The 25,258-nt window shown below is 31.7% G+C and carries 24 protein-coding genes, 3 tRNA genes and 1 pseudogene; 11 read left to right on the top strand and 17 right to left on the bottom strand.

From position 1 onward, the window contains the following. Positions 1-65: 65 nt before the first annotated feature. From GCU34_RS08610 to sppA, 4 genes and pseudogenes are all read right to left on the bottom strand, one after another. The gene (locus GCU34_RS08610) at positions 66-2,234 is read right to left on the bottom strand and encodes an AsmA family protein (protein WP_317162504.1); all 2,169 of its coding nucleotides are present in this window, start codon (positions 2,232-2,234) and stop codon (positions 66-68) included. Between the two features lie 65 nt (positions 2,235-2,299). Further along, complete coding sequence (locus GCU34_RS14250) at positions 2,300-2,680, bottom strand: hypothetical protein (protein ID WP_317162503.1); 381 nt, start codon at positions 2,678-2,680, stop codon at positions 2,300-2,302. Positions 2,681-2,763: 83 nt separating this feature from the next. After that, complete coding sequence (locus tag GCU34_RS08605) at positions 2,764-3,471, bottom strand: queuosine precursor transporter (protein ID WP_072783284.1); 708 nt, start codon at positions 3,469-3,471, stop codon at positions 2,764-2,766. Between the two features lie 75 nt (positions 3,472-3,546). After that, positions 3,547-5,316, bottom strand: a pseudogene (gene sppA, locus GCU34_RS08600) (signal peptide peptidase SppA). A 115-nt stretch (positions 5,317-5,431) separates the two neighbouring features. Between sppA and folK the strand changes: the two are divergent. Continuing rightward, entirely contained in the window at positions 5,432-6,571 is a 1,140-nt protein-coding gene (gene folK, locus GCU34_RS08595; RefSeq protein WP_072783288.1) for a 2-amino-4-hydroxy-6-hydroxymethyldihydropteridine diphosphokinase, read from the top strand. Positions 6,572-6,587: 16 nt separating this feature from the next. Further along, a complete protein-coding gene (locus GCU34_RS08590; RefSeq protein ID WP_152378424.1) occupies positions 6,588-6,878 on the top strand; it encodes a hypothetical protein in 291 nt (96 codons plus the stop codon). Positions 6,879-7,146: 268 nt separating this feature from the next. On the opposite strand, the gene GCU34_RS08585 is transcribed toward GCU34_RS08590, so the two are convergent. After that, positions 7,147-7,686: an RNA methyltransferase gene (locus GCU34_RS08585; protein WP_072783291.1), complete on the bottom strand. Its 540-nt coding sequence runs from the start codon at positions 7,684-7,686 to the stop codon at positions 7,147-7,149. Between the two features lie 397 nt (positions 7,687-8,083). On the opposite strand from GCU34_RS08585, the gene mutS reads away from it, so the two are divergent. The 5 genes from mutS to GCU34_RS08560 all read left to right on the top strand — a co-directional run bounded on the left by mutS (position 8,084) and on the right by GCU34_RS08560 (position 11,567). After that, positions 8,084-10,651: a DNA mismatch repair protein MutS gene (gene mutS, locus GCU34_RS08580; RefSeq protein ID WP_072783433.1), complete on the top strand. Its 2,568-nt coding sequence runs from the start codon at positions 8,084-8,086 to the stop codon at positions 10,649-10,651. A gap of 116 nt (positions 10,652-10,767) precedes the next feature. Continuing rightward, a tRNA-Gly gene (locus GCU34_RS08575) sits at positions 10,768-10,840 on the top strand. 19 nt (positions 10,841-10,859) lie between these two features. Next, positions 10,860-10,943 (top strand) — tRNA-Leu (locus GCU34_RS08570). A gap of 59 nt (positions 10,944-11,002) precedes the next feature. Continuing rightward, a tRNA-Leu gene (locus GCU34_RS08565) sits at positions 11,003-11,086 on the top strand. A 127-nt stretch (positions 11,087-11,213) separates the two neighbouring features. After that, positions 11,214-11,567, top strand: a complete 354-nt coding sequence (locus GCU34_RS08560) for a YegP family protein (RefSeq protein ID WP_072783292.1) — start codon at positions 11,214-11,216, stop codon at positions 11,565-11,567. A 46-nt stretch (positions 11,568-11,613) separates the two neighbouring features. On the opposite strand, the gene GCU34_RS13650 is transcribed toward GCU34_RS08560, so the two are convergent. The 3 genes from GCU34_RS13650 to GCU34_RS08545 all read right to left on the bottom strand — a co-directional run bounded on the left by GCU34_RS13650 (position 11,614) and on the right by GCU34_RS08545 (position 15,482). Continuing rightward, complete coding sequence (locus GCU34_RS13650; protein ID WP_072783294.1) at positions 11,614-11,835, bottom strand: hypothetical protein; 222 nt, start codon at positions 11,833-11,835, stop codon at positions 11,614-11,616. A 158-nt stretch (positions 11,836-11,993) separates the two neighbouring features. Next, the gene (locus GCU34_RS08550; RefSeq protein WP_072783296.1) at positions 11,994-14,135 is read right to left on the bottom strand and encodes a S46 family peptidase; all 2,142 of its coding nucleotides are present in this window, start codon (positions 14,133-14,135) and stop codon (positions 11,994-11,996) included. A gap of 48 nt (positions 14,136-14,183) precedes the next feature. Further along, a complete protein-coding gene (locus GCU34_RS08545; RefSeq protein ID WP_072783297.1) occupies positions 14,184-15,482 on the bottom strand; it encodes a 3-deoxy-D-manno-octulosonic acid transferase in 1,299 nt (432 codons plus the stop codon). 93 nt (positions 15,483-15,575) lie between these two features. Between GCU34_RS08545 and GCU34_RS08540 the strand changes: the two genes are divergently transcribed. Together GCU34_RS08540 and galE are read left to right on the top strand one after the other, a co-directional pair. Continuing rightward, positions 15,576-16,703 (top strand): DegT/DnrJ/EryC1/StrS family aminotransferase, encoded by a 1,128-nt coding sequence (locus GCU34_RS08540; RefSeq protein ID WP_072783299.1) that lies wholly within the window; start codon positions 15,576-15,578, stop codon positions 16,701-16,703. 65 nt (positions 16,704-16,768) lie between these two features. Further along, the gene (galE, locus tag GCU34_RS08535; protein WP_072783301.1) at positions 16,769-17,782 is read left to right on the top strand and encodes a UDP-glucose 4-epimerase GalE; all 1,014 of its coding nucleotides are present in this window, start codon (positions 16,769-16,771) and stop codon (positions 17,780-17,782) included. 57 nt (positions 17,783-17,839) lie between these two features. Here the strand turns inward: galE and GCU34_RS08530 are convergent, their stop codons facing one another. The 9 genes from GCU34_RS08530 to GCU34_RS08490 form a co-directional block, all read right to left on the bottom strand. Further along, positions 17,840-18,058, bottom strand: coding sequence for a hypothetical protein (locus GCU34_RS08530; RefSeq protein ID WP_072783302.1), 219 nt, complete (start codon positions 18,056-18,058; stop codon positions 17,840-17,842). Between the two features lie 69 nt (positions 18,059-18,127). Next, positions 18,128-18,511: a DUF3037 domain-containing protein gene (locus GCU34_RS08525; RefSeq protein WP_072783304.1), complete on the bottom strand. Its 384-nt coding sequence runs from the start codon at positions 18,509-18,511 to the stop codon at positions 18,128-18,130. Then, complete coding sequence (locus GCU34_RS08520; protein ID WP_072783305.1) at positions 18,489-19,277, bottom strand: HipA family kinase; 789 nt, start codon at positions 19,275-19,277, stop codon at positions 18,489-18,491. Before GCU34_RS08520 ends, GCU34_RS08525 begins: the two co-directional genes overlap by 23 nt. 109 nt (positions 19,278-19,386) lie before the next feature. Continuing rightward, the gene (locus GCU34_RS08515; RefSeq protein ID WP_152378423.1) at positions 19,387-20,250 is read right to left on the bottom strand and encodes a carboxylesterase family protein; all 864 of its coding nucleotides are present in this window, start codon (positions 20,248-20,250) and stop codon (positions 19,387-19,389) included. A 64-nt stretch (positions 20,251-20,314) separates the two neighbouring features. Further along, positions 20,315-21,184, bottom strand: coding sequence for an ACP S-malonyltransferase (gene fabD / locus GCU34_RS08510; RefSeq protein WP_072783308.1), 870 nt, complete (start codon positions 21,182-21,184; stop codon positions 20,315-20,317). Positions 21,185-21,402: 218 nt separating this feature from the next. Beyond that, positions 21,403-21,930, bottom strand: a complete 528-nt coding sequence (locus GCU34_RS08505) for a YceI family protein (protein WP_072783310.1) — start codon at positions 21,928-21,930, stop codon at positions 21,403-21,405. Positions 21,931-21,964: 34 nt separating this feature from the next. Next, entirely contained in the window at positions 21,965-22,678 is a 714-nt protein-coding gene (locus GCU34_RS08500; RefSeq protein WP_072783435.1) for a pirin family protein, read from the bottom strand. Between the two features lie 243 nt (positions 22,679-22,921). After that, positions 22,922-23,401: a Crp/Fnr family transcriptional regulator gene (locus GCU34_RS08495; protein WP_227658668.1), complete on the bottom strand. Its 480-nt coding sequence runs from the start codon at positions 23,399-23,401 to the stop codon at positions 22,922-22,924. Between the two features lie 150 nt (positions 23,402-23,551). Further along, positions 23,552-24,274, bottom strand: a complete 723-nt coding sequence (locus GCU34_RS08490; RefSeq protein WP_072783314.1) for a class I SAM-dependent methyltransferase — start codon at positions 24,272-24,274, stop codon at positions 23,552-23,554. 69 nt (positions 24,275-24,343) lie between these two features. Here GCU34_RS08490 and GCU34_RS08485 point away from each other — a divergent pair, with 69 nt between their 5' ends. After that, positions 24,344-24,841: a YkgJ family cysteine cluster protein gene (locus GCU34_RS08485; RefSeq protein ID WP_178138341.1), complete on the top strand. Its 498-nt coding sequence runs from the start codon at positions 24,344-24,346 to the stop codon at positions 24,839-24,841. Position 24,842: 1 nt separating this feature from the next. Next, positions 24,843-25,253 carry a PH domain-containing protein gene (locus tag GCU34_RS08480; RefSeq protein WP_072783316.1) on the top strand — a complete coding sequence of 137 codons (411 nt, stop codon included), beginning with the start codon at positions 24,843-24,845 and terminating at the stop codon, positions 25,251-25,253. The last annotated feature ends 5 nt before the right edge of the window (positions 25,254-25,258 follow it).

Raw genomic sequence — 25,258 nt, 5'->3', positions numbered from 1 at the left:
ATAAATAAAAAAAGCCACTCTTTTGAGTGGCTTTTTTTATTTGAATTTATTTTGATTTTGTGGTCTTATTCTTTTTTCTTTTTCCCGCCAAGTAAACCATTTAAAGCGTTTTTAACACCGTCTTTAATTTGCTCTTTTGGTGCAGTTGTAGTCGTTGTTTTTGTAGTATCAGTTGTACTTGTTGCATTTGAAGTAGTAGATGAACTATTTCCTCCTAATAAATTACTCAACGCTCCAGTTCCTTGATTAATTAATTTGTCTTTTTGCATTTTAACTAATTGTGTAACTAAATTAGTGGTTGCAGCTTTTAAATCTGTTTTAACAGCCGGACTTGTAAAGCTACCTGTTAAGTTTGCAGTTACTGGAACACTCTCTATTTTTTGTTGATCTGCAGGAGTTAATTTAGAAATTAATGAAGTTACTTCAGTTCCTAAATATTTAGCAGGAACATCAAATTTTACATCATAATTCATGCTTTGGTCAAAACCGTGTGTTCCACCAATAGTCATGTTAATATCTTGGTATTTTAAGTTCATTGGTTTTAACGCTACTTTTCCATCTTTAAAAGAAAGTGAAGCTTTAACATCGTTTAAATTTAATTTGCTAACATCTACAAACTTAACATTTGAACTTAATGAACTTAATAGTTTCGAATTACTTTCGTTAATTGAAGTCGATAATAATTGCCCTACTAAATCACCAGAAATAGTTTTTAGATTCGGTGTCATATCTTGCTTTAAGTCTCCTGATAATTTAATTGTTGAGTTTAATTTTCCATTGATTGTATTGGCAATAGGAGCAATACTTTTTAACATGTCTAATTGCGTAAACGATTCGGCAATGTTAACCGCATTTAATCCTAAATCCATATTGAATTTTGGTGTATCACCTTTTGTAGAAACGGTACCAGTTAAACCAATGTTCCCACCAAAAATATCCATTTTTAAATTTGAAAGCGTTACTGCTTCATCTTTAATAGCTAAGTTCCCAGATACATTTTTTAAGTTTAAATTATCATAAACAACAGTTCCAGCTTTTGCAGTTAAAGAACAATCTAAGAATGAAGGAATTTTTACGGCTTCAGTAGTTTTTTTACCTTCTTCGTTAGTTGTAGTAGTTGGCGACATAAAATCTGAAACTACAAGTTTTCTAGAATTCATATTGAAGTTTCCTTTTAAAACTTGATTCTTAAACAAGAATCCGTAAAGGTTATCTAAACTACCATTAACTTGTAAAACACTATCACCTGTTTTAGCATCGAAAGCATTTAAACGAATTTGGCTTGTATTAAATACTACTTCAGTATTATTAATTTTGAATGGTTTTGCCATTTCTTCGCCTTCATATTGGAAGCCACTTAATTGAATAATTCCTGAGTTTTGAATATTTTGATATTGACTTTTCTCAACAGAATTCATATCAAATTTTGTAGTAACATCTGCTTTTAAAATACCTGTTAAAGGTTTTTCTAATTTTACAGGATATGCTTTTGTAACATTAGCTAAATTAACTACACCTTTAAGTTCAGCATTAACTAATGGATTTGTGTCAAGATTTCTAACATTTGCTTTAGCATTAAAAACATCTTGATCTATGGCGAAAGATAATTGATCTAAATTCACATAGGTATCACTCATTAAACCTGTTTCGTTTACAATGTGAGTATCAATAACAATATTTTTAACCGATTTTGGTAAATCAGGATATTGGAACGAAGCATTGTTAGAAGCTAATTCAATATTAAATTTTGGAATCGTAGTTTCTGTTAATTTTCCATCAACTTTACCAGAAACTTTAAATTCACCAGTTGTTTTAACTTGACTAATGTTTCCTGCATAAGCTTCTGGAACTAATCCTAAGAAGTTTTTGAAATCTGAAGTTGGTGTTTTAAATGTTAAATTATATAACTGACCATCTTCTAACATTTGAAGAAAACCATTAAACTCTAATGGTAACTGATTAATTAAAGCTTTATTTTCTTTAAACTCGAATTTCATTTTATCTAAATCGATTCCTAAAACAGCATCTAAATTCAACATTACATTATTCATGTATTTAGCGCCATCCATTTCAAATGATAAACGGGTAGTAGTTTCAGTATCTAAATCTAGTTTTTGAGCTGCAAAGTTTCCTTTTCCTTTATGATTTAATTCATTTAGGGCTAATTTCATGTTAGAACCTTCATCTAAATAAGTTAGTTTAAGATTCTCAATTTCGTAGTTTTGAATGCTCAAATTAAAAGGCGAACTCTCACTTTCTTCTTTCTTTTCATCAGTTTTTAATGCGATATCATAGTTGGCTACGCCATCTTTGTTAAAATAACATTTATAACAGCATTAGAAGAGCTAAAACTTTCTAAATTCATAGTTTCGTTTTCACTTTTGAAAAGTTTTTTAATGCTCATTTTTAAATTCAATTCACCAGAATAAAACAAAGTATCACCTTCAAAAGGAGCTTTGTTAATAATGCTTAACTCTTCAATAGTAACATTTGCTTGCGGAAAGCTTTTTAATAAACTTAAATCTACATCTGTAAAAGCAACTTTAGCATCAACATTTTCGTTAATGGTTTTTAATACCATACTTTTTATCTTGTCTTTAAAGATAAATGGAGCTGCAGCAAGTGCAACAACACTTACAAGTAAGAAAATACCAACTATTTTCAGGATTTTTTTTGCCATAAAATTGTTATTAATGGTGAATTTAATTTCAAATTTAAGGCCAAATTACCCAAAAAGGTTTAACTTTTCGTTAAAAAAATAACTTAATCGATTGAAATTTCGTCGTTCAACTTTAAATTAAACCTTTTTCTAAAAATAAATACAAAAAGGTATAAAAATGGAGTGTCTAACAATGCAATGAATAATTTAAAAGCAAATCCGCTGATGAATAATTTCCCGAAAACATTCCAAGGTAAAATTTCAAAAAAGCACAATAAAAGCAATACTGTAAATGTGTCTACAGCTTGAGAAGTTATGGTTGAGAAATTGTTTCTTACCCAAAGCATTTTACCACTGGTTACTTTTTTCCAAAAATGATAAACTTGTATGTCTATATACTGTGCTGCCAAATAAGCTAACATAGAAGCTAAAACAGCAAGAGCGGTTTGTCCAAATACTTTTGTAAACAAAACATCATCGACAGGAGAACCTTCTATTGCGGGAACATGATTGGCAACATATACAATTCCTAAAGAAAATATTGAAGCAAAAATACCACTTGTAACTACTTGATTAGCTTTGTTTTTCCCATAAATTTCAGAGATTAAGTCGGTAATTAAGAATGTAATAGGATAAGGAAGTACGCCAACTGATATTTCAAAAAATTTAGCTCCCAAGAATTCTGATTTTCCAAATGGATACCAGTAAAAAAACTTTTGAAAAATTAAATTGGACACAACAAGAGAACAAATAAAAAGTCCGCTTAAAATAAAATAGATACGTTGTGCTAAAAACTTGTCTTTTTGATTCATAGTTACACAAAAGTAAATAAAAAAAGAGCTACTAGTAATTTAGCAGCTCCTTTTTAAGTTTTTATTGATAATTGTTTAATTGATGTTTAAACTGTATGGCATTAAAGCTTGAACACCCTTAAGTTGGTTTGCTCTCTTAATTTGTTCTAAAACTTTATAATTTTCTTCGCCTAATTCTTCTTTTAAAATGGCTTCTTTAGATAAGTTCATTTTTGCCATTCCAAATTTTGCCAAAATATCATCGAAATTCTTTTCATATTCTGGGAAATTTTTGGTTTGTAAGAATCTGTTTTACCTAATTTAGCGGCATAAGCAATAGCATTATCTAAACCACCTAACTCATCTACTAAGCCAATTTTTACAGCATCTAAACCTGTCCAAACTCTTCCTTGAGCAATACTGTCTACTTGAGAAGTGGTCATTTTTCTACCACTTGCAACTCTATTTAAGAAAGTTGAATAAATAGATTCGATACTTTCTAAAGTTATATTTTTAAAGTTTTCGTCTACAGGTTCAAAAACGCTATAACCACTAGCATTTTGATGTGTTTTTACTTGTTCTGCATTAATACCGATGTTATCTGCCAATTGTTTGAAATTTGGAAGCATACCAAAAACTCCAATAGATCCAGTAATAGTACTTGGTTCAGCAAAAATTCTATCAGCATTACAAGAAATATAATAACCACCAGATGCCGCTAAATTACCCATAGAAACTACAACTGGTTTTACTTTTTTAGTTAATTCAATTTCTCTCCAAATTAATTCTGAAGTTAAAGCGCTTCCACCCGGACTGTCAACACGTAAAACAATTGCTTTTACATCATCATCATTTCTTGCTTCCTCAAGCGATCTTCTTATAGAACCTTCACCAATAATATTAACATCGCCTTCGCCACCTTGAATTTCTCCTTGAGCATAAATAACCGCGACAATGTCTTTTTTACTGAAATCAGTTGCTGTTGTAGCTACATTTTTAGCATAATCTAAAATGGCAATTTTGTTGTATTCTTCTTTTTATCTACGCTTAATTTTTTCTAATACCGTTATGAAATTCATCTTCATAAGCAATCTTGTCAATCATATTTTTAGCTAAAGCTAATTCTGGCGTTCTTCCACCAAGTGAGTTAGCAATACTATTTAAACTATCAACAGAAATTTTTCGACTCTTAGAAATATCATTTACAATTGTTTCCCATGCCGAATTCAATAGAACAGTCATTTGTTCACGGTTCTCTGGACTCATTTCTTGAGCTAAGAAAGGTTCAACAGCACTTTTGTATTTACCATGTCTAATAACTTCCATTTTAACTCCAGTTTTTTCTTGAAGTTCTTTCATGTAAATTATCTCAGAAGCTAAACCTTTAAAATCTAGTTCACCAACAGGGTTTAAGTATAAAGTATCGGCAACAGAGTTTAAATAATAGTCTTTTTGAGTAAGATAATTAGAATAGGCAACAACAAATTTACCTGAAGATTTAAAATCTTCAAGTTTATCGCGTAACGCTTTACTTTGTGCTAATCCTAATCTTGAAAAATTATTTAAAATGGAAATACCTTTAATTTTTTCATCTTTTTTAGCATAATCAATAGCATTTAAAACATCTGAAAGTCCATTGTATTTGGTTTCAAAATCTTTGTAATTTAAGAAGTTAACTTCAAATTTTCCGCCATAATCTAATTCTACTTCAGATAAGTCTAATTCAATAACAGAGTTTTCTTTTACTGTAACAGTTTCAGTATCACCACCAAAAAGTAGTCCAATAAACATAATTCCAAAAAAGAACAACATGCAAAAGACAAAAATTCCAATTACAGTTGCTAATACATTTCCTAAAAATTTCATTCTATCAGTAATTTTATTTAATGGTTAGTCCGTGAATTGTTAAAAATGTTACATGTTCATAAAAAAATAAATTTGTTAGGTTTAAAGTGTAAAATTGTTTGTTATTTTGCTCTCAATGAATCAAAATCAAATTGTAATAGCATTAGGAAGCAATCAAGGAAATCGTCTCGATTTTTTAGAACAAGCTATAGCCGCAATTCATCATAACATTGCTACAGTTGTTCAAACTTCAAGAGTTTACGAAACACCAGCTTTAGGTTTTGAAGGCGACGCTTTTTTAAATGCTGTTGTTTTGGTTCATACTTCTAAGTCTGCTTCAAAGGTTTTAAAACAATTATTAAAATTAGAAAAAGATTTAGGTCGCATTCGTTCTAATGAAAAAGGATATACATCACGAAAAATTGATTTAGATGTGATTGCTTGTAATGAAGAAATTACAGAAGCAAACGAATTGCAAGTGCCACATCCAAGAATGCAAGATAGAAAATTTGTCTTGTTACCGTTCTCCGATTTGAATTTTCAATGGAAGCATCCTGTTTTCAAAAAATCAATTCAAGAACTTTTAGAAATTACTCAAGACAATTCAGATTGTACGGTTTTTGGAAAATTAAAATCACCTTTACAAGATTTACAATTCGACAACTACAATTACATTGCAATTGAAGGAAATATAGGTGCGGGAAAAACCACACTTTCTTCTAAAATTTCTGAAGATTTAAATGCAAAATTGGTTTTAGAACGTTTTGCTGATAATCCTTTTCTGCCAAAATTTTATAAAGACCAAAATCGCTATGCATTTCCGTTAGAAATGTCTTTTTTAGCCGATCGTTACCAACAATTAACCGACGATTTATCGCAGTTCGATTTGTTTAAAGATTTTATTGTTTCCGATTATCACATTGTAAAATCATTGATTTTCGCCAAAGTTACGTTACAAGAAGATGAATTTCGATTGTACAAAACCATGTTTGACATTATTCATAAAGAAATGCCAAAACCCGATTTGTATGTGTATTTGTATCAAAATACAGAACGATTATTGGCCAACATAAAAAAACGCGGTCGAAATTACGAACAAGAAATTCCAGCCGAGTATTTAGAAAAAATCAATCGTGGTTATTTAGATTACATCAAAACGCAAACCGATTTAAATGTCTTAATTATCGATGTCTCCGATTTTGATTTTGTAAAAAACCAAGAAGATTATGTGAAGATTTTAAGTGAGATTAAAGAGAAGATAGATAATAGAATATAGAAAATAGAATTTCGTTTTGGAAAATATTAAAAACATATTTGTAAATAAGGAGAAAGCGGCTATTTCTTTCTCAATTGGATGTTTTTTTGTGTTTATAGGTGTTTTTTATATTGATGAAATGATAAATTTTGATATTAAACCTCTTAAAAGTATTATGCTGTTATTAGGTTTATTACTTTTTAGCTTTGGGATTGTTCATTCTGTTTATCTGTTATCAAAAAAAACACCAATGTTAATTATAAAAGATGAAGAAATTATAATATCTATTTTCTTAAGGAAAATAGAGTTGTTAAGTTTGAAGAGATAGAATCATTTTTTTTAGTTGAAACATATCATCGAGGTTTTGTTTCTAATAGAAATATATTTATTGAATTAAAAGAGACTTCAATAACACCCTCAAAGGGTTGGTTGTGTAAACTCTTGAATGGAATTATTTCCAAAAAAATTACTAACTCAAAATACAGTATTCAAACCATTTTTTTAGATATAAATCATGATGAATTATTGAAAATTTTGAATAAAAAATTAAGAGATTTTAATAAGAGTAAAAATTAAAAATCTCTTTTCTATTTTCTTTACTCTTTTTTCTCAAATATCTTCTGAAACAAATCCCAAATTACAATTCCAGCACTAACCGAAATATTTAGCGAATGTTTGCTTCCTAATTGTGGAATCTCAATAACACCTTCACTTAAATTAATTGCTTCTTGCGAAACACCTTTAACTTCGTTACCAAAAATTAAAGCATAACGTTCGTTTGTTTCCACTTGAAAATCATTTAACATGATTGAATTTTCCGTTTGTTCTACAGAATAAATTTTTAGCTTTTCCGCTTTTAGTTTTTGAATAACTTCTAAAACATCTTTTGCATATTCCCAAGCAACAGTATCTGTTGCGCCAAGAGCAGTTTTATGAATTTCTTTATTTGGTGGCGTAGCTGTAATACCACACAAGTAAATTTTTTCCAACAAGAACGCATCACTCGTTCTAAAAACAGAGCCAATATTGTGTAAACTTCTAATGTCGTTTAGAATTACAATAATTGGTGTTTTTTCAGATTCTTTGAATTCGTCTTTACTAATGCGATTTAATTCTTCGTTGGCTAATTTTCTCATGTTGCAAAAATAGATATAAAGTGTCAATTAGACAATTTGAATATGTGTCAATTTTCAGTATTTTGGCAAAGCGAAGCTTTGCATTCTTTTACGCAAGAATAGTTTGAAAAAGCTCTGAAAAACAGGAGTGAAGCGACGCAGAGTTTTTCAAACGGTTTTAATCTATGATTAAAAATTCCTCGTAAAAGTGTCCTTTCTTTTGTTTCGTTTTCTTTGGACAAGCAAAGAAAATGAAAGAGGAAAACAAATTAAATTGTCTAAAGAAATTTTCAAATTACAGTCTATTTAAATATTGTCATTGCACACGATTTTATTACCTTCGCAACTACACTAAAATTTAAGAATTGTGGCTAAGAAAGAAGCAACGAAAACTAAAGAAAAAAAGGAAACTCCATTAATGCAGCAATACAATAGTATCAAGGCAAAATATCCTGATGCTTGTTTGTTGTTTCGTGTGGGCGATTTTTATGAAACCTTTGGTGAAGATGCTGTAAGAGCCGCTGGAATTTTAGGAATTACTCTAACTAAAAGAGGTGCTGGTTCTGATAGTGAAACAGCTTTAGCGGGTTTTCCACATCATTCTTTAAATACCTATTTGCCTAAATTAGTAAAAGCTGGACTTCGAGTAGCTATTTGTGATCAATTAGAAGATCCAAAAATGACTAAAACTATTGTAAAACGTGGAGTTACAGAACTGGTAACACCTGGTGTTGCAATGAATGATGAGGTTTTACAAGCTAAATCAAATAATTTCCTAGCTGCCGTTAGTTTTGGTAAGAAATATTTAGGAGTTTCATTTTTAGATGTTTCTACAGGTGAGTTTTTAACGGCTCAAGGAAACGAAGAATATGTCGATAAGTTATTGCAAAATTTTGGTCCAAGTGAAATTTTAGTTCCAAAGCAATTCAAAACGAAATTTAGAGAAGTTTTTGGCGAAGATTATCATACTTTTTATTTAGAAGATTGGATTTTTAAAGAAGATTATGCCGTTGAAAGTTTAACCAAGCATTTTCAAACCAATTCACTAAAAGGTTTTGGAATTGAAGAATTACAAGAAGGCGTTATTGCTTCTGGTGCGGTTTTGTATTATTTATCGGAAACCCAACATAATAAAATTCAACACATCACCAATATTCAGCGTATTGCGGAAGATGCTTACGTTTGGATGGATCGTTTTACGATTCGAAATTTAGAGTTGTATCATTCTACGAATGTAAATGCGGTAACGCTTTTAGATGTCATTGATAAAACCTTGTCGCCCATGGGCGCGCGTTTGCAAAAACGTTGGTTGGCTTTGCCATTAAAAGATGCAAGTCGAATCGAAAGTCGTCATGAAGTCGTTTCGTATTTGAAAGAGAATAGTGAAACATTACAATCGATTCAATATCAAATCAAACAAATTTCCGATTTAGAGCGTTTGATTTCTAAAGTGGCTGCTGGAAAAGTTTCACCAAGAGAAGTCGTTTATTTAAAAGAATCTTTAGACGCTATTGTTCCCATTAAAGAATTAGCATTAAAAAGTTCGAATGAAGCTTTGAAAACTATTGGTGATAGTTTACATGCTTGCGAATTACTTCGTGAGAAAATTGGAAATACTTTAAATCAAGATGCACCTGTAAACATTAATAAAGGAAATGCAATTGCAACTGGAATTAGTGAAGAGTTAGACCAACTACGAAATATTTCTCAAAACGGAAAAGCGTATTTAGAAGATCTAGAGCAGCGCGAAAGTGAAACCACTGGAATTCCTTCTTTAAAAGTTGCTTTCAATAATGTTTTTGGCTATTATATCGAAGTTCGAAATACTCATAAAGATAAAGTTCCTTCAGAATGGATTCGTAAGCAAACTTTAGTAAGTGCAGAGCGATATATTACCGAAGAATTAAAAGAATACGAAGCCAAAATTTTAGGAGCCGAAGAAAAGATTCAATTGTTAGAAAATCAAATTTTTGAACAGTTGATTAACTGGATGGCAACGTATATAAAACCCGTGCAACATAATGCGAATTTAGTAGCGCAATTAGATTGTTTACAATCGTTCACGCAATTAGCAATTGAAAATAATTATGCCCGACCAATTCTTGACGATTCTTTCGATTTAGAAATTAAAGAAGGTCGTCATCCAGTAATTGAAAAACAATTGCCTGTTGGTGTTCCCTATATTTCAAATGATGTGTATTTGGATAGAGAAAGTCAGCAAATCATTATGATTACCGGACCGAATATGTCGGGTAAATCGGCAATTTTGCGCCAAACAGCTTTAATTGTATTGTTGGCTCAAATGGGTAGCTTTGTTCCTGCCGAAAGTGTTCGAATGGGAATTGTAGACAAGATTTTTACGAGAGTAGGAGCAAGCGATAACATCTCAATGGGCGAATCGACTTTCATGGTTGAAATGAATGAAACTGCTTCCATTTTGAATAATATTTCCGATAGAAGTTTAGTGCTGTTAGATGAAATTGGTCGCGGAACTTCTACGTATGACGGAATTTCAATTGCATGGGCTATTTCCGAATATTTACACGAACATCCGCATAAACCAAAAACGCTTTTTGCTACGCATTATCACGAGTTAAATGAAATGGAGGCAATTTTTGAGCGTATTCAAAACTTTAATGTTTCGGTTAAGGAATTAAAAGATACGGTTTTATTTATTCGTAAATTAGTCAAAGGTGGCAGTGCACATAGTTTTGGTATTCATGTTGCTAAAATGGCTGGAATGCCACAAACGGTGATTCAAAAAGCACAGAAAATGTTGAAGAAATTAGAGAAAGATCATTCTGCTGAAGAACTAAGTGGATTAAAATCAACAGATGATGAACTACAATTAAGTTTTTTTAATTTAGATGATCCACTTTTAGAGGAAATTAAAGAAGAAATTGTGAATTTAGATATCAATACATTAACACCTGTGGAGGCTTTAATGAAGCTAAACGAAATAAAACGAATGTTAGGTAAAAAATAATTTATTCGTAATCAAAGCATTATAAAAAGTTATTTTTTTTATTAAAAAGTACTTGTAGAAAGAAAAATATATTATATATTTGCACTCGCAATCAAGAAAAACGTTCTTATTTATATGCGAAAATAGCTCAGTTGGTAGAGCGCAACCTTGCCAAGGTTGAGGTCGCGGGTTCGAACCCCGTTTTTCGCTCTATGAAAATTTAAATTTTGCTCGAGTGGTGGAATTGGTAGACACGCTGGACTTAAAATCCAGTGGACATTAGTCCGTGCGGGTTCAAGTCCCGCCTTGAGTACAAAAGCCTTTTTGCTTAGTCAAAAAGGCTTTATTTTTTAAATTTTCAAATAATCCAACGCTCGAGTGGTGGAATTGGTAGACACGCTGGACTTAAAATCCAGTGGACATTAGTCCGTGCGGGTTCAAGTCCCGCCTTGAGTACAAGAAGCTTCTAACTTAGTTAGGAGCTTTTTTGTTTTTATAGAATTTATATCTTAATAACTTTTCTAGATTCTTAGTTAAAGATTACACACAATTGTTTATTTTGCATTAACTATAAAAAACACAAATGGCTACTTTTGTTATCACTAAACGACTTAATGGGTTTTATAAATATGAATTGCTTTCACGTAAAGCGAAACCTATTTTCACAGGTAATGATTTTGAGTTGCGTTTTGAATGTGAGGAAGAAATTGAATACTTAAAACGTCATGTTGAAGATTTAGTTTTTCTGCGATTTCGTTCTGGAAACGGAAAGTTTTTCTTTAGAGTAATTTTGCATGAAAAAGAAATTGCAAAAAGTAGAAAATATACCACTCAGTTGTTGTTGCAAAAAGGAATAAATGAGGTACAAAAATATGTTTCTACAGCTGAGGTTTTAGATTTTTCTTTAAATAACGATATATTTGGCGAAACGGCATAAAAAAAGCTCCACCTTGTGGAGCTTTATTTTTTTCTAAAAGCTTAGATTATTTTGCAGCTTCAACAGCTTCTTTAGCTTCAGTAGCAACTTCTTCAGTAGCAGCAACAGCAGAATCAGCAACTTCTTGAACAGCCTCAACAGCCTCTTCAGTTGTAGTTTCAACAGCCTCAACAGCTTGTTCTGTAGTAGCTTCAGTTTCTTGAGCAGCTTCTTTACAAGATACGAATGTCATAGCAACTAATGCTAAGCTTAAAACAACTTTTTTCATCTTACTAAATTATAAAAGGTTAATTATTAATTCGTAGCAAAGATATAAATTTTTTGACTTGACAAAATGTTTTTACAATTTTTTTTTAAAATATTTTATTTTTTTTATAAAACCTCATTTTCAAAGGGTTATCAAGATAAAATATAAGCCTAATTTTATTAATTACTACCTTTTTTTGGATGAACCAAATTCATTTCGTCAATTAAATGCTTCGCACCTGCATATTTATCGATAATAAATAATACATAACGAATGTCAACCATAATGTTTCTGCATATTTCTGGATCGTAATGAATGTCGCTCATAGTACCTTCCCAAACACGGTCAAAGTTTAAACCTATTAAGTTTCCGTTTGCGTCTAAAGCTGGACTTCCAGAGTTTCCTCCTGTTGTGTGATTTGTAGCAATAAAACAAACAGGCATCTTTCCGTTCTCTGCATATTGACCGTAATCTTTATTTTTAATCAGGTCTAATAATTTAGCTGGAACATCAAATTCGTAGTCACCAGGAACGTATTTTTCCATGACACCTTCTAAATGTGTAACTGGTTCGTAATAAACAGCATCACTTGGGTTGTAACCTTTTACTTGTCCGTAAGTAATTCTTAAAGTGCTATTAGCATCTGGAAAGAATCTTCCATTAGGGAACATTTCTAATTGAGCTTTCATATACTCGCGTTGTAATGCACCAATTTCTAAATTTAATGCATCATATTTTGGTGCAATATTAGCATAGTAATTATCAGCTAATTTTTTAACTAATAAATATCCTTTATCTTTATTTAAGTTTTTGAATACTTTTTTTGCATCACCTTCCATTAAAGATTTTAATCCGTTGTACGATGTTAATTTTGATTTTGAATATACTTCGTTTACAATTTTATTTTTATCTAATGCTTTTAAATCAGATGAAAGTAAAGGTGATTTTTCTAAATAAAGTGCAATTAATTTTTCAGCAACTTTTTCATCAACTTGAGCATTAAAATCTTTGTAGAAACTTTCAAATCCTTTTACGGTATTATCTTTTCTATCATTAAATGCTTGTTCACCTTTAGCTTTGTAAACTTGTTCTAATTGATATAATTTAAAACCAGCACTTAACAATTCAGTATTTCTTAAAGCAACTTCAATAAAATAATCTCTTGCTAAAGCATAATCGTTTATAGCAGAATAATTTTTTTCAAAACTTGAAAGTAAATTACCATATTCGCCTTGTTTACCATTTTTAGTAACTTGTTTTAAGAATTCGGTTTCATATTCTTTTTTAAGTTGAATAGCATTTGATTTTTTTAAACCTTGACTTTCTCCAATCCATTTTTTCCAATAATTAGCTACACTTGCGTATTTTGAAGCATATTGAATTTTAATCGCTTGATCTTTACGCATAAATCCGTCTTGAACTTTTAAAGCCGCATCGCGAACTTCAATTTTAGCAGGATTTAAAGTGTTAACAATTTGCTCTACAGCAAATGAAGGTAAATATTCTTGTGTTCTTCCAGGGAAACCAAAAACCATTGTGAAGTCACCTTCAGAAATTCCGTCGATTGAAACAGGTAAAAAGTGTTTTGGTGTATAAGGAACGTTATCCTTTGAATATTCTGCAGGTTTATTGTCTTTATTGGCATAAATTCTGAAAATAGAGAAATCTCCAGTATGACGAGGCCAAACCCAGTTATCAGTATCAGAACCAAACTTACCAATTGAACTTGGTGGTGCGCCCACTAAACGAATGTCTTTGAAAGTTTCAGTTACAAATAAAATGTATTGATTTCCTTCATAGAAAGTCTTGATTTTATTCTCTTGCCAAGCTTCTTTTGGAAATGAAGTTTGAACTCTTGAAATATTTTCTTGAATTTTCTTTTGTTTATCTGTTTCTGAAGAAAGTTGTGCAACGCCTTCTAAAACCGTGTTGGTAACATCGTGAATGCTTACTATTAGAGTAGCAACCATTCCAGGATTAGGTAATTCTTTATCCATAGACATCGCCCAGAAACCGTCTTGTAAGTAATCGTGTTCCACAGTAGAATGACTTTGAATTTCACCATAACCACAATGGTGATTTGTAAGTAATAATCCTTTTGGCGAAATAATTTCAGAAGTACAACCGCCATCAAAGTGAATAATAGCATCTTTAATACTAGAATTGTTGGCGTCGTAAATATCTTCGGCAGAAATTTTCATGCCTAAGCGTTGCATTTCGCTTTCGTTCATTCCTTTTAACATACTTGGAATCCACATTCCACCTTGTTGTGCAAAAATTGGGAATGAAAGTAAAACGATAAGTAATTTTAAAATTCTCATTTTTTAATAGGTTTTAATGTCGCAATTTACGGAAAATATAAATTAGCGTTAATTATTTAGGTTTTTGTTAAGAATGTGATTGATTATTTTTGAAGTTGCTCCTTTATTCATTTGAACAAAAGTTTTGCAAATATGACCTTTCTCTAATCGTTCGTCTGAATTGTATAAAAGCGAATCGAAAGCCAATTTTAGTTCATTTTCATTTTGAATTGAAATACAACCTTCTTGATGAACTAGAGCCGTTGCTTCCGCAAAGTGAGCATAATTTGGACCAATTATAATTGGAATACCAAAAGTGGCTGGTTCCAATATGTTGTGAATACCTGGGCTTCCGAAGCCACCACCTACATAAGCAATATCCGCATAGCTGTAAATTTTGGTTAAAATACCAATGGTATTGATTATGAAAACTTGTGTTTTTTTCAATTCCTCATTGTCATTTCGAGTGAAACGAGAAATCTCATTTTGATATTCACTAAAAAGAATCGATTTTTTATTTATCACTGATTTCAGATTTAAAATCTGTTCTTGTTTAATGTTATGAGGTGCAATAATAAACTTTACACTTTCTGAACTCTGATTGATATAATTAACTAACAATTCTTCATCTTTTGGCCATGAACTTCCAATAACTATTAGAGTTGACTTGTCAGTTCGAGCGGAGTTTAGAAATCTAAAATTATCAATAAAATCTAGCGAATTATCTCTATTTAAAATATCAACTACTCTATCAAAACGTGTGTCACCAGAAATAGTAACATTTTCAAAACCAATAGATTGAATCAATTTTTTTGAGGAATCATTCTGAACAAAAAAGTGATTGAAAGTTTTTAACGCTTTTCTATAAAATCCGCCATACCATTTAAAGAACGCTTGTTTTTCTCTAAAAATTCCTGAAACTAAATAAGTTGGAATATTCATACGCTTCAACTCGTTAAGGTAATTTGGCCAAAATTCATATTTAATAAACAGCACTAATTCAGGATGAAGAGTTTTTATGAACTCTTTTGCATTTGATTTAGTGTCAAGTGGTAAATAAACAGTTACATCGGCTAACGTGTTGTTTTTTCTAATTTCATAGCCTGAAGGTGAAAAGAATGTTACAGCTAATTTATGATTAGGGAATTCCTTTTTTAAAGCTTCCATAACCGGAATGCCTTGCTCATACTCACCTAAAGAAGCGGCATGAACCCAAATTACTTTATCACCAGAGTTAATTTTACTTTTTAAAGTTGAAAAAACATCTTTTCGACCATTAACAAAAAGTTTTAGTTTCGGGCTAAAAGGGGCTAATAGCTTTAATATTAAACTAGCAATGTGTATTAAAATGTTATAGAAAAATAGCATGCTCACAATTTATATGCTAAAATACGTTTCTTTTTCTTTATGCTAAAAAGTAGCACATTATTTCTTACTTTTGTTAAGCTAAATTTTATTACAATGCGAAAATTACAAATGGTTGACTTAAAAAGTCAATACGAAAAAATAAAAGACGAAGTTAATGCTTCTATTCAAGAAGTTTTAGATACAAATACATACATAAATGGACCATTGGTTCACCAGTTTCAAGCTGATTTAGAAAAATATTTAGGTGTAAAACACGTAATTCCTTGTGCTAATGGAACAGACGCATTACAAATTGCCATGATGGGATTAGGGTTAAAACCAGGTGACGAAGTCATTACTGCCGATTTTACGTTTGCTGCTACAGTTGAAGTTATCGCATTATTACAATTAACTCCAGTTTTAGTGGATGTTGATATGAATAATATGAATATTTCAATTGAAGCAATTAAGAAAGCAATTACGCCAAAAACAAAAGCAATTGTTCCAGTACATTTATTTGGACGTGCAGCAAATATGGACGCCATTATGGAAATTGCAAACGAACACAATTTGTATGTTATTGAAGATAACGCCCAAGCTATCGGTGCAGATTACACCAATAAAGATGGAAAAAAACAAAAAGTTGGAACTATAGGCCATGTTGGAGCAACTTCATTTTTTCCTTCAAAAAACCTAGGATGTTATGGTGATGGTGGTGCAATTTTTACAAATGATGATGAATTAGCACATACGTTAAGAGGAATTGTAAATCACGGTATGTATGTTCGTTATCATCACGATGTAGTGGGAGTGAATTCACGTTTAGATAGTATTCAAGCAGGTGTTCTAAAGGCTAAATTGCCACACTTAGATACGTACAATAAAGCAAGACAAGAAGCAGCAAGAAAGTATTCGGTTGCTTTAGGTGTAAATACTAATTTGTGGGTGCCAACCATTTGCGAGAATTGTGATTGCCATGTTTTCCATCAATATGTATTTAGAGTTCTAAATGGAAAAAGAGATGGATTGTTAGCTCATTTACAAGAAAAAGGAATTCCTTGTGCTATTTATTATCCAATTCCTCTACATAAACAAAAAGCGTATTTAGATTCTCGTTATAAAGAAGAAGATTTCGGAGTAACCAATCAATTGTGTGATGAAGTTATTGCATTGCCAATGCACACAGAATTAGACGATGAGCAAATTAAATTTATTACAGATTCGGTTTTAGAATACGTATAATAGTGTTCAGTCTCAGTATTCAGTCTCAGTTACTGTTTACTGCGACTGCAACTGAAAACTAAAATATGAAGATACTAGTTACAGGCGGTTTAGGTTTTATTGGTTCGCATACGGTTGTAGAATTACAAAATGAAGGATTTGAAGTTGTTATTGTAGATAATTTATCAAATTCATCTATTGAAGTTTTAGACGGAATTGAAAGAATCACAAACAAAAAACCACTTTTTGAGAATATAGATTTACGCGATAAAAAATCGGTTCAAGATTTTTTTGTAAAGCATCAAGATATTGATGGTGTAATTCATTTTGCAGCGAGTAAAGCGGTTGGCGAAAGTGTTGAAAATCCGTTGTTGTATTACGAAAATAACATCAATGCTTTAGTTTATATTTTACAAGAATTACAAGCTAAGGCAAAGGCCAATTTTATTTTCAGTTCGTCATGCACAGTTTACGGTCAAGCTGAAACCATGCCAATTACTGAAAATGCACCGGTTCAACAGGCCATGTCTCCTTATGGGAATACCAAGCAAATTGGTGAAGAAATTATTTTAGATGTTGCCAAAGTTTCTAATATCAATGCTATTTTATTACGTTATTTTAATCCAATTGGTTCACATCCTTCAGCTGAAATAGGAGAATTACCTCTAGGAGTTCCACAAAACTTAGTGCCATTTATAACACAAACAGCTGTTGGTTTACGAAAAGAATTATCCGTTTTTGGTAACGATTATCCAACGCCTGATGGAACAGCGATACGTGATTACATTCATGTTGTTGATTTAGCAAAAGCACATGTTGTAGCTTTACAGCGACTTTTGGAAAATAAAAATTTGGACAAAGTAGAAACGTTTAATATTGGAACTGGAACCGGAAGTTCTGTTTTAGAAGTGATATATGCTTTTGAAAAAGTTTCCAATCAAAAATTACCCTATAAAATTGTAGGTAGAAGAGAAGGCGATGTTACAGAAGCGTATGCTAATACCGATAAAGCCAACAATGTTTTAGGTTGGAAAGCCAAATCTTCTTTAGAAGAAGCTTTAGCAAGCGCTTGGAAATGGGAACAAAAAATTAAAAAATAGATTTATAAAAAAACTCCAATTTAAAATTGGAGTTTTTTATTTTATTAAGATAAAGAATTAATCAACTCTTTCATCCATATATTCTACTTCTTCTTTTACTTCTTCACCAACTTTTTGAGCTGTAGAATCAATTGCTTCAACCGCGTTTTCAGTAGCAGTTTCTATATCAGTTGCAACAGCTTCAGTAGCTTCTTCCACTTTGTCTTTGGTTTCTTCTTTACATGACGCCAATGATAAAATTGCTAAGAAAGCAAAACTTAAAAATACTTTTTTCATATTAAAATAGTTTTATAATTATATAAGCTTCAAGTTACAAAAAAAATGAGATAAATTACAAACAATTCCTTATAAAACAAGTTCGTAGTATAGTTCGTCAAAAGTTTTGTCTAAGTCTTTGCTAAATCCAGAATGTGGTCTTGAGGTTTGAATACTAGAACTTTTTATAGCGGTTAGCCATCTAAAACGTTCAGCTAATTCAAATTCAGCAATTGGTCCGCCTTCTTTTTTGCCCGAACAAATTTTGGTATAGGCAGCCAAGTTTATTGCTAATTGTTCCACATCAAATTCTGGACAAAATAGTGTTATTTTCTCTGTCGGAATTTGGTATTGAATGCGCAAATACTTTTGGCGTTTGCAAAACAACATCAAACCAATGTTTATAAATTCTTCGCGTTCTACTCTTGGTACTACACGAATGACAGCGTAATCATATAAGTGTTTTTCGTGCATCTTGAGCTTGTTTTAAAAAAGTTGAAGCATTTTCTAATCGAAGGGATAAGAATTTTAAGTAAACCAATTTGATTTCGTCTGCCGATAAATCGGTTTCATCCCATTGCAACCATTCTTCTGGAATTCGATCTACAATTTCTTTTAAAATCGAAGGATTCAGTTTGGAACTAAATTCAGCATGTGCTTCTTCTAGTTTACTTGCTTTGGGCAACAAAACATGATCTTTGATTAATGCAAACGGAGTAACGGCAGTTGTTTCCCAATTGTTCCATGAATGATGAAAATAGAATGAAGCACCATGATCAATCAGCCATAATTCTTTTTTCCAAATCAACAAGTTTGTATTTTTAAACGTTCGATCAACATTGGTAATAAAAGCATCGAGCCACACAATTTTTGACGCTAAAAGCGCATCGCAATCATTCACGGCTGCATCAAATGTCAACGCGCCCGATAAATAATGAAGTCCTAAATTTAAACCTTCGCTAAACTTCAGTAAATCTTGAATTTCTTCATCGGCTTCAGTTCTTCCAAACGCTTCGTCTAAAGTAACATAAACCAATTCAGGAACCGGCAAACCTAAATAGCTCGCAATTTGACCTCCTAAATATTCAGCAATTAATGCTTTAACACCGTGACCGGCACCTCTAAATTTAATTACATATTTAAAATCGTCATCAGCTTCGGCCAACGCAGGAAGCGAACCACCTTCGCGTAGTGGCGTAATGTATCGAATGACGCTTACTGTTCGTAAATCCAAATTCATAAAGGGAATTTCTTTTTACAAAGATAACTAAAAAAATGCCGAAGCTATTTAGGGTCTAATTACCTTGTGAATTAATTGTTTGTAGTTCGGTTTGTTTGTCTTGTAGTAGTTACATGAACGACATCGTGATATAAAAATCAATGATTTCTTCGAAATAAGTCGTCATAGGTAAATACGACCAATCATGAGAACCACCTTTTATAGTATGAAAATAATAAGGCGTTTCTAAATTTTTTAAATGTTCAGCAATTGACTCGGAGCCATATAACATGATGTAGCCTTTGTCATTTGCATTACAAAAACGATGGGGCGCAAAATTATAAGGAACCAAATTATCAGCAGTTCCGTGAAAAAGTTGTGTAGGAATTGCGTTGTTGTAGTTTATTTTGTCTAACGTTGATAAAGCTCCAGCCATACTTATTACCCCAGCATATTTAAAGTTAGTAGGTAGCATGTTGTTGTCATACACATAAACCATATTCAAAACCGTTTCAGCACCAGCGCTTGAACCTGCGAGAATTATTTTGTTAGAGTCGATGTTGAATTTTTTATTGTTGTCGAGAATATATCTTATCGCTAAACTCACATCGTGCGAAGCCGAATTAAAAGCTTCTATTTTTTTAGTGGCTTCCACATCGCAACCAAAACCAATGTCTTTCATCGTTAATCGATACGAAACAGAAGCAACAGCATAACCACGTTGCGCAAGTTTGTTGGCAAATGCCATAGTATAGTAATCATTTCTTGTTCCGCCTGAAAATCCGCCACCATGTACAAATATTACTAATGGTAAATTTTTCTGAGAATTGTCCGCTTTATAATAATCAAACTGAAGTGATTCGTTTTCTACTTTGCCATAAGTGTACGTAGTTTTAGTAACTTTAGAAAAAACACTGTCCTTGTAAATGGTTTGTGCAGTTACCACTTGGAATGCTACAAAGAAAAGAATCGCTGCGAAATGTTTAAATGACATATTTTAAAACTTTTAAATAAAGTTAAATAAAAAACTCCGATTGAATTTCGGAGTTTTTAAAGTTTTATGCAGATATTGTTTCTACTTCTTTATTGATTTTGTTTACCAAACCAACTAATACTTTTCCTGGACCAACTTCCGTAAAACTAGTAGCTCCATCAGCAATCATTTGGTTAACAGATTGTGTCCATCTAACCGCTCCAGTTAATTGAGCAATTAGGTTTTTCTTAATTTCACTTGCATCAGAAATAGCACTAGCTGTAACATTTTGATAAACTGGACAACTTGGAGTTGAGAAAGTAGTTGCTTCGATAGCTGCTGCTAATTCTTCTCTAGCTGGTTCCATCATAGGAGAGTGGAAAGCTCCACCAACAGGTAAAATTAAGGCACGCTTTGCACCTGCTTCTTTCATTTTTTCACATGCAGCTTCCACCGCTTTGTATTCGCCAGAAATTACTAATTGTCCCGGACAGTTATAATTGGCAGCAACTACAACACCATCAATTTGTGCACAAATATCTTCAACAATTTTGTCATCTAAGTTTAAAACAGCCGCCATAGTCGAAGGTGTAATTTCACAAGCTTTTTGCATGGCCATAGCTCTTTGAGAAACCAATTTTAATCCGTCTTCAAAAGACAATGCACCATTGGCTACCAAAGCAGAAAATTCACCTAAAGAATGACCAGCAACCATATCCGGAGTAGCGTTTAAGGTTTTAAATAAAATAACCGAGTGTAAAAAAACAGCAGGTTGTGTAACTTTTGTCTCTTTTAATTCTTCGGCAGAACCTTCAAACATAATATCAGTAATTCTAAAACCTAGAATTTCGTTAGCTTTTTCAAATAATTCTTTAGCTTCGGCTGAGCTTTCATATAAATCTTTACCCATTCCGGTAAATTGAGCTCCTTGGCCAGGAAATACGTATGCTTTCATGATGTTTTCAAAAATTTAGACAGCAAAAATACATTTTTTTCACGAGAAGCACTCATTTTGCTTTTTAAAACACAACTTGTCGTGTGTTTCGCTATACAAGGTAACGCTTCACCCACGGCTAAGCATCACTTGTTTCTTTTAAAAAATAAAAAACACCGCATTTTATAATGTGGTGTTTTTCACTACGAAACCAAAAACTACTTATTATGAAAAATAATTTATTGTTTTAAAAGTTGTAATTCAACTTCAAGTTTAACGTCTTCTCCAACTAGTACCCCTCCAGTTTCTAGAGCAGCGTTCCAGTTTAGACCAAATTCTTTACGGTTAATTTTTCCATAAACATTTAATCCTGCTTTAGTATTTCCCCAAGGGTCTTTCATTAATCCACTAAATTCTGCTGGGAAAGAAACACTTTTCGTAACATCTTTAATAGTTAAATCACCAGTTACTTCATAGTCGTCTCCTTTAGGGGCAAAAGAGGTTACTTTAAAAGTTAATTTTGGAAATTGTTCCGCATCAAAAAAGTCAGCGCTTTTTAAATGGTTATCACGGTCAACATTTGCAGTATCAATAGAATTTGTATCAGCTGTAAATACTATTGAAGCATTTGTAAAATCATCATCTTCAGTTTCAAAAGAACCTCCATAAGTATTAAACTTTCCTGAAACATTAGTAAACATCATGTGTTTAACTTTAAAACCCACTTTTGAATGGGTTGTGTCAATAGTCCAATTTGTCTTAGCCATAATATAATTTTTTTGTTAATATTTAGTTTTGTAATTAATACATAGGTACTTCCATTAATAGAAGTTCAGCGTCAGAATCCGCAGTGATTTTAACTGAATCAAAATCCCAGATTCCATAACCATCTCTAGTTTCCAAATTTTGTTCACCAACCGTAACGTTTCCTTTTAAAACAAAAACATATAGCCCGTTTTTAGTATCGTGAATTTTGTAATCGGTTGTAAAACCTTTGTCAAAATTTCCCATGTGAAACCAAGCGTTTTGATGAATCCAAACTCCGGTATCATCAGCATTGGGTGATAGTATTTGTTGCAGCTTATTATGTCGGTCTTCAACATTTAATGTAATTTGATCATAACGAGGTGTTACATTTCGTTTGTTTGGGAAAACCCAAATTTGAAGAAACTTTACTAGTGAGTCTTTGTTTTTATTATATTCACTATGCATTACACCAGTTCCTGCACTCATTACTTGTATGTCACCATGCTTAATAACAGTGGTGTTTCCCATGCTGTCTTTGTGTTCTAAATCTCCTTCAAGTGGAATAGAAATGATTTCCATATTTTCGTGAGGATGCGTTCCAAAACCCATTCCTGATGAAACAGTGTCATCGTTTAAAACGCGCAATACTCCAAAATTTACTCTATCGGGATTGTAATAATTAGCGAAGCTAAAAGTGTGAAAACTTTTTAACCAACCATGATCAGCAATTCCTCTACTATCGGCTTTGTGTAAAACAGCATTTTTCATAACATTTGAATTGGTGTTAGGAATATGATTAAAGCCAACGTGATTATTATCTTCGATTTCTTTTTCTTGACTTGTAAAAGTGCTACCTAATAGCAGACTTGAAGCAAATAATCCATTTCGTATAAAATCGGCTCTTTTCATATCCTGAATTTTTATACAACAAAGTTACAATGAGGTTATGCCTAGGATACTTAATCTAGGTTAAGAAATGTAATGTATTGATAAAAAAGTAGTTAAAAAATGTTAAAAGGAATTGTTTCTTAGCATTTTAGATTTCATCTTACTAAAAAACTCGGGCGTAACACCTATATATGCTGCTATATATTTTTGAGGAATGCTAGCCATTAAGCTCGGGTATTTTTGACAAAATTTTTCAAAGCGTTCTTCAGCTGTTAAACTTAAATTATCCATTAAGCGTTCTTGATTGGCAACTAATGAATTTTCAATTAATATTCTGAAAAAACGTTCAAGTTTTGGAATTTTATGAAATAATTCTTCTTGATTTTCACGGGAAAGTAAAACTAATTCGGCATCTTCAATAACTTCGATGAATAAATGTCCTGGTTTTTTGGAAATTAAACTATACATATCGCCAATCCACCAATCAGCACAAGCAAAACTTAAAATATGTTCAACAATATTATCGTTTATGGTAAAACTTCTTAAAATACCTTCGTTAACAAAATAGGAATACTTGCTGATTTCGCCCGCATTTAAAAGCATGGTTTTAGCTTTTACTTTTTGGTTTCGGTCTTAGATAAAAATAATGTTTTTTCTTCTTCAGTTAAAGTAATGTGTTTGCTGATGTTATCTAAGATTAATGGCATGTTGTAATTGTGTTTGTATAAAGATATGTAAATTATTTCGTATAATTTAAACTGATATTTTCGCTAAATAATCAAAATGTTCTCCTTCAAGAATTAGTTCACATTGTAAACCATTAGCATGAGCCGCATTTTGTAACGTATTATAATCGATGTACATCCAATTAAATGGTTCTTCTTTTTCACCTTTATAAGAAATATCAAAAACTACTTCACCATAATAATCCACATCAGTAGGGATCCATTTTCCGCCATCTTCATCTTCGTCAAACATATAAATAATATCAGAAGAATCTAATAGAATTTGACCGCCTTCGTTCAAAAGTGATTTCAGTTTTACTAAAAACTTCGAAATGTTTTTCAGTTTGCCACACATTCCAGCACCATTCATCAATAATAAAATAGTGTCATATTTGTCATGCTGAAGACTTTCAGCATCTATCTTCATTACATCTTGAACGAAAGCTTTTTTTAAGCCTCGAAGTTGACAAGCTTCAATGGCATTTGCTGAAATATCAATAGAAGTGACATCAAGATTTCTTTCGTTTTGTAAATACAGACTATGACTTCCCGCGCCGCAACCTACATCAAGCACTTTTCCTTTTGCCAATTGTAATGCTTTTTGTTCCATTTTTGGCATTTCGTTATAATCACGAAACAAATACGCAACACTCATTTCATCAGCTTCACTAATTGAAGTTTCAGTAATTAAATCTTCAGGATTATTATTGGTTTGGAAATCTAAAATGGCTTTTCCGAATAAATCTTTCATTTCAAGTTTATGTATTTATATGGTTATTTGTTAAGTCGTTTTTTTAATTTTACATCCAAATAAAACAAATTGACAAATCCACGAATTGACATATTACAAAAGTTAGCCAAAGATAAGCATAACGAGAATAAAAAGTATTTCGATAAACTAAAAAAGAAAGCGCCTAAAAATCTCGATTATATAATGCAAGATTTACACGATGCAGAATTTAAACGAACTGATTGTTTAGATTGTGCGAATTGCTGTAAAACAACTGGACCGCTTTTTACTACGGCTGATATTGAACGCATTGCAAAACATTTACGATTAAAACCCCAACAATTTATTGAGCAATATCTTCGAATTGATGAAGATAAAGATTATGTATTGCAAAGTGTTCCTTGTACTTTTCTAGATAGCGATAATAAATGTTTTATTTACGATGTTCGTCCGAAAGCTTGTCGCGAATTTCCGCATACCGATAGAAATAAGTTCTATCAAATTTCAAATCTAACTCTGAAAAATGTTGCAATTTGTCCGGCAGCATATAATATTGTAGAAGAAATGAAAAAGAAATTGCCTTTGTAAAATGAAAAAAATATTTCCCTCAAAAGTTGATATTGCTTTACCAATTCTATTCGTTGTAACTTCTATTCCTGCAATTGTGGTTGGAGTAAGAGATAAAGATTTGATGGTTTTTGTAATAATGATTGCAACATTTGGGTTCATGATGTATTTATTATATGATACAAATTATACGATAACTGAAGGTAATTTAAAAGTGCATTCGGGATTCATAGTCAATAAAAATATTCCAATTTCTGAAATAAAATGTATAAGGAAAACAGATAGTCTTTTAAGCGCACCAGCTTCTTCACTAACGGAAAGGATTGAAGTTTTATATGAAAGCAAAAAATCTATTATTATTTCTCCAAAAGATAGAAAAGAATTTATTGAAGAATTGTTGAAACAGAATTCTGAAATTGAAGTTGAAGTTTAAAAAAG

This window comes from Flavobacterium haoranii (genome assembly GCF_009363055.1).
Classification (GTDB): Bacteria; Bacteroidota; Bacteroidia; order Flavobacteriales; family Flavobacteriaceae; genus Flavobacterium; species Flavobacterium haoranii.
Note: the sequence above shows the minus strand (reverse complement) of the source record. Positions and strands in the feature narration are given on the sequence as shown.

Coding starts and splice junctions, on each gene's coding strand:
- GCU34_RS08520 (WP_072783305.1), bottom strand. CDS start 19,277: ATGAATTTGGATTTACGAACAGTAAGCGTCATTCGATACATTACGCCA.
- folK (WP_072783288.1), top strand. CDS start 5,432: ATGAATCAAAATCAAATTGTAATAGCATTAGGAAGCAATCAAGGAAAT.
- GCU34_RS08480 (WP_072783316.1), top strand. CDS start 24,843: ATGAAAAAAATATTTCCCTCAAAAGTTGATATTGCTTTACCAATTCTA.
- GCU34_RS13650 (WP_072783294.1), bottom strand. CDS start 11,835: ATGAAAAAAGTTGTTTTAAGCTTAGCATTAGTTGCTATGACATTCGTA.
- GCU34_RS08560 (WP_072783292.1), top strand. CDS start 11,214: ATGGCTACTTTTGTTATCACTAAACGACTTAATGGGTTTTATAAATAT.
- GCU34_RS08495 (WP_227658668.1), bottom strand. CDS start 23,401: ATGCTTTTAAATGCGGGCGAAATCAGCAAGTATTCCTATTTTGTTAAC.
- GCU34_RS08505 (WP_072783310.1), bottom strand. CDS start 21,930: ATGGCTAAGACAAATTGGACTATTGACACAACCCATTCAAAAGTGGGT.
- GCU34_RS08515 (WP_152378423.1), bottom strand. CDS start 20,250: ATGTCATTTAAACATTTCGCAGCGATTCTTTTCTTTGTAGCATTCCAA.
- GCU34_RS08545 (WP_072783297.1), bottom strand. CDS start 15,482: ATGCTATTTTTCTATAACATTTTAATACACATTGCTAGTTTAATATTA.
- GCU34_RS14250 (WP_317162503.1), bottom strand. CDS start 2,680: ATGGCAAAAAAAATCCTGAAAATAGTTGGTATTTTCTTACTTGTAAGT.
- GCU34_RS08585 (WP_072783291.1), bottom strand. CDS start 7,686: ATGAGAAAATTAGCCAACGAAGAATTAAATCGCATTAGTAAAGACGAA.
- GCU34_RS08540 (WP_072783299.1), top strand. CDS start 15,576: ATGCGAAAATTACAAATGGTTGACTTAAAAAGTCAATACGAAAAAATA.
- GCU34_RS08490 (WP_072783314.1), bottom strand. CDS start 24,274: ATGAAAGATTTATTCGGAAAAGCCATTTTAGATTTCCAAACCAATAAT.
- galE (WP_072783301.1), top strand. CDS start 16,769: ATGAAGATACTAGTTACAGGCGGTTTAGGTTTTATTGGTTCGCATACG.
- fabD (WP_072783308.1), bottom strand. CDS start 21,184: ATGAAAGCATACGTATTTCCTGGCCAAGGAGCTCAATTTACCGGAATG.
- GCU34_RS08530 (WP_072783302.1), bottom strand. CDS start 18,058: ATGAAAAAAGTATTTTTAAGTTTTGCTTTCTTAGCAATTTTATCATTG.
- GCU34_RS08550 (WP_072783296.1), bottom strand. CDS start 14,135: ATGAGAATTTTAAAATTACTTATCGTTTTACTTTCATTCCCAATTTTT.
- GCU34_RS08525 (WP_072783304.1), bottom strand. CDS start 18,511: ATGCACGAAAAACACTTATATGATTACGCTGTCATTCGTGTAGTACCA.
- GCU34_RS08605 (WP_072783284.1), bottom strand. CDS start 3,471: ATGAATCAAAAAGACAAGTTTTTAGCACAACGTATCTATTTTATTTTA.
- mutS (WP_072783433.1), top strand. CDS start 8,084: ATGCAGCAATACAATAGTATCAAGGCAAAATATCCTGATGCTTGTTTG.
- GCU34_RS08500 (WP_072783435.1), bottom strand. CDS start 22,678: ATGAAAAATGCTGTTTTACACAAAGCCGATAGTAGAGGAATTGCTGAT.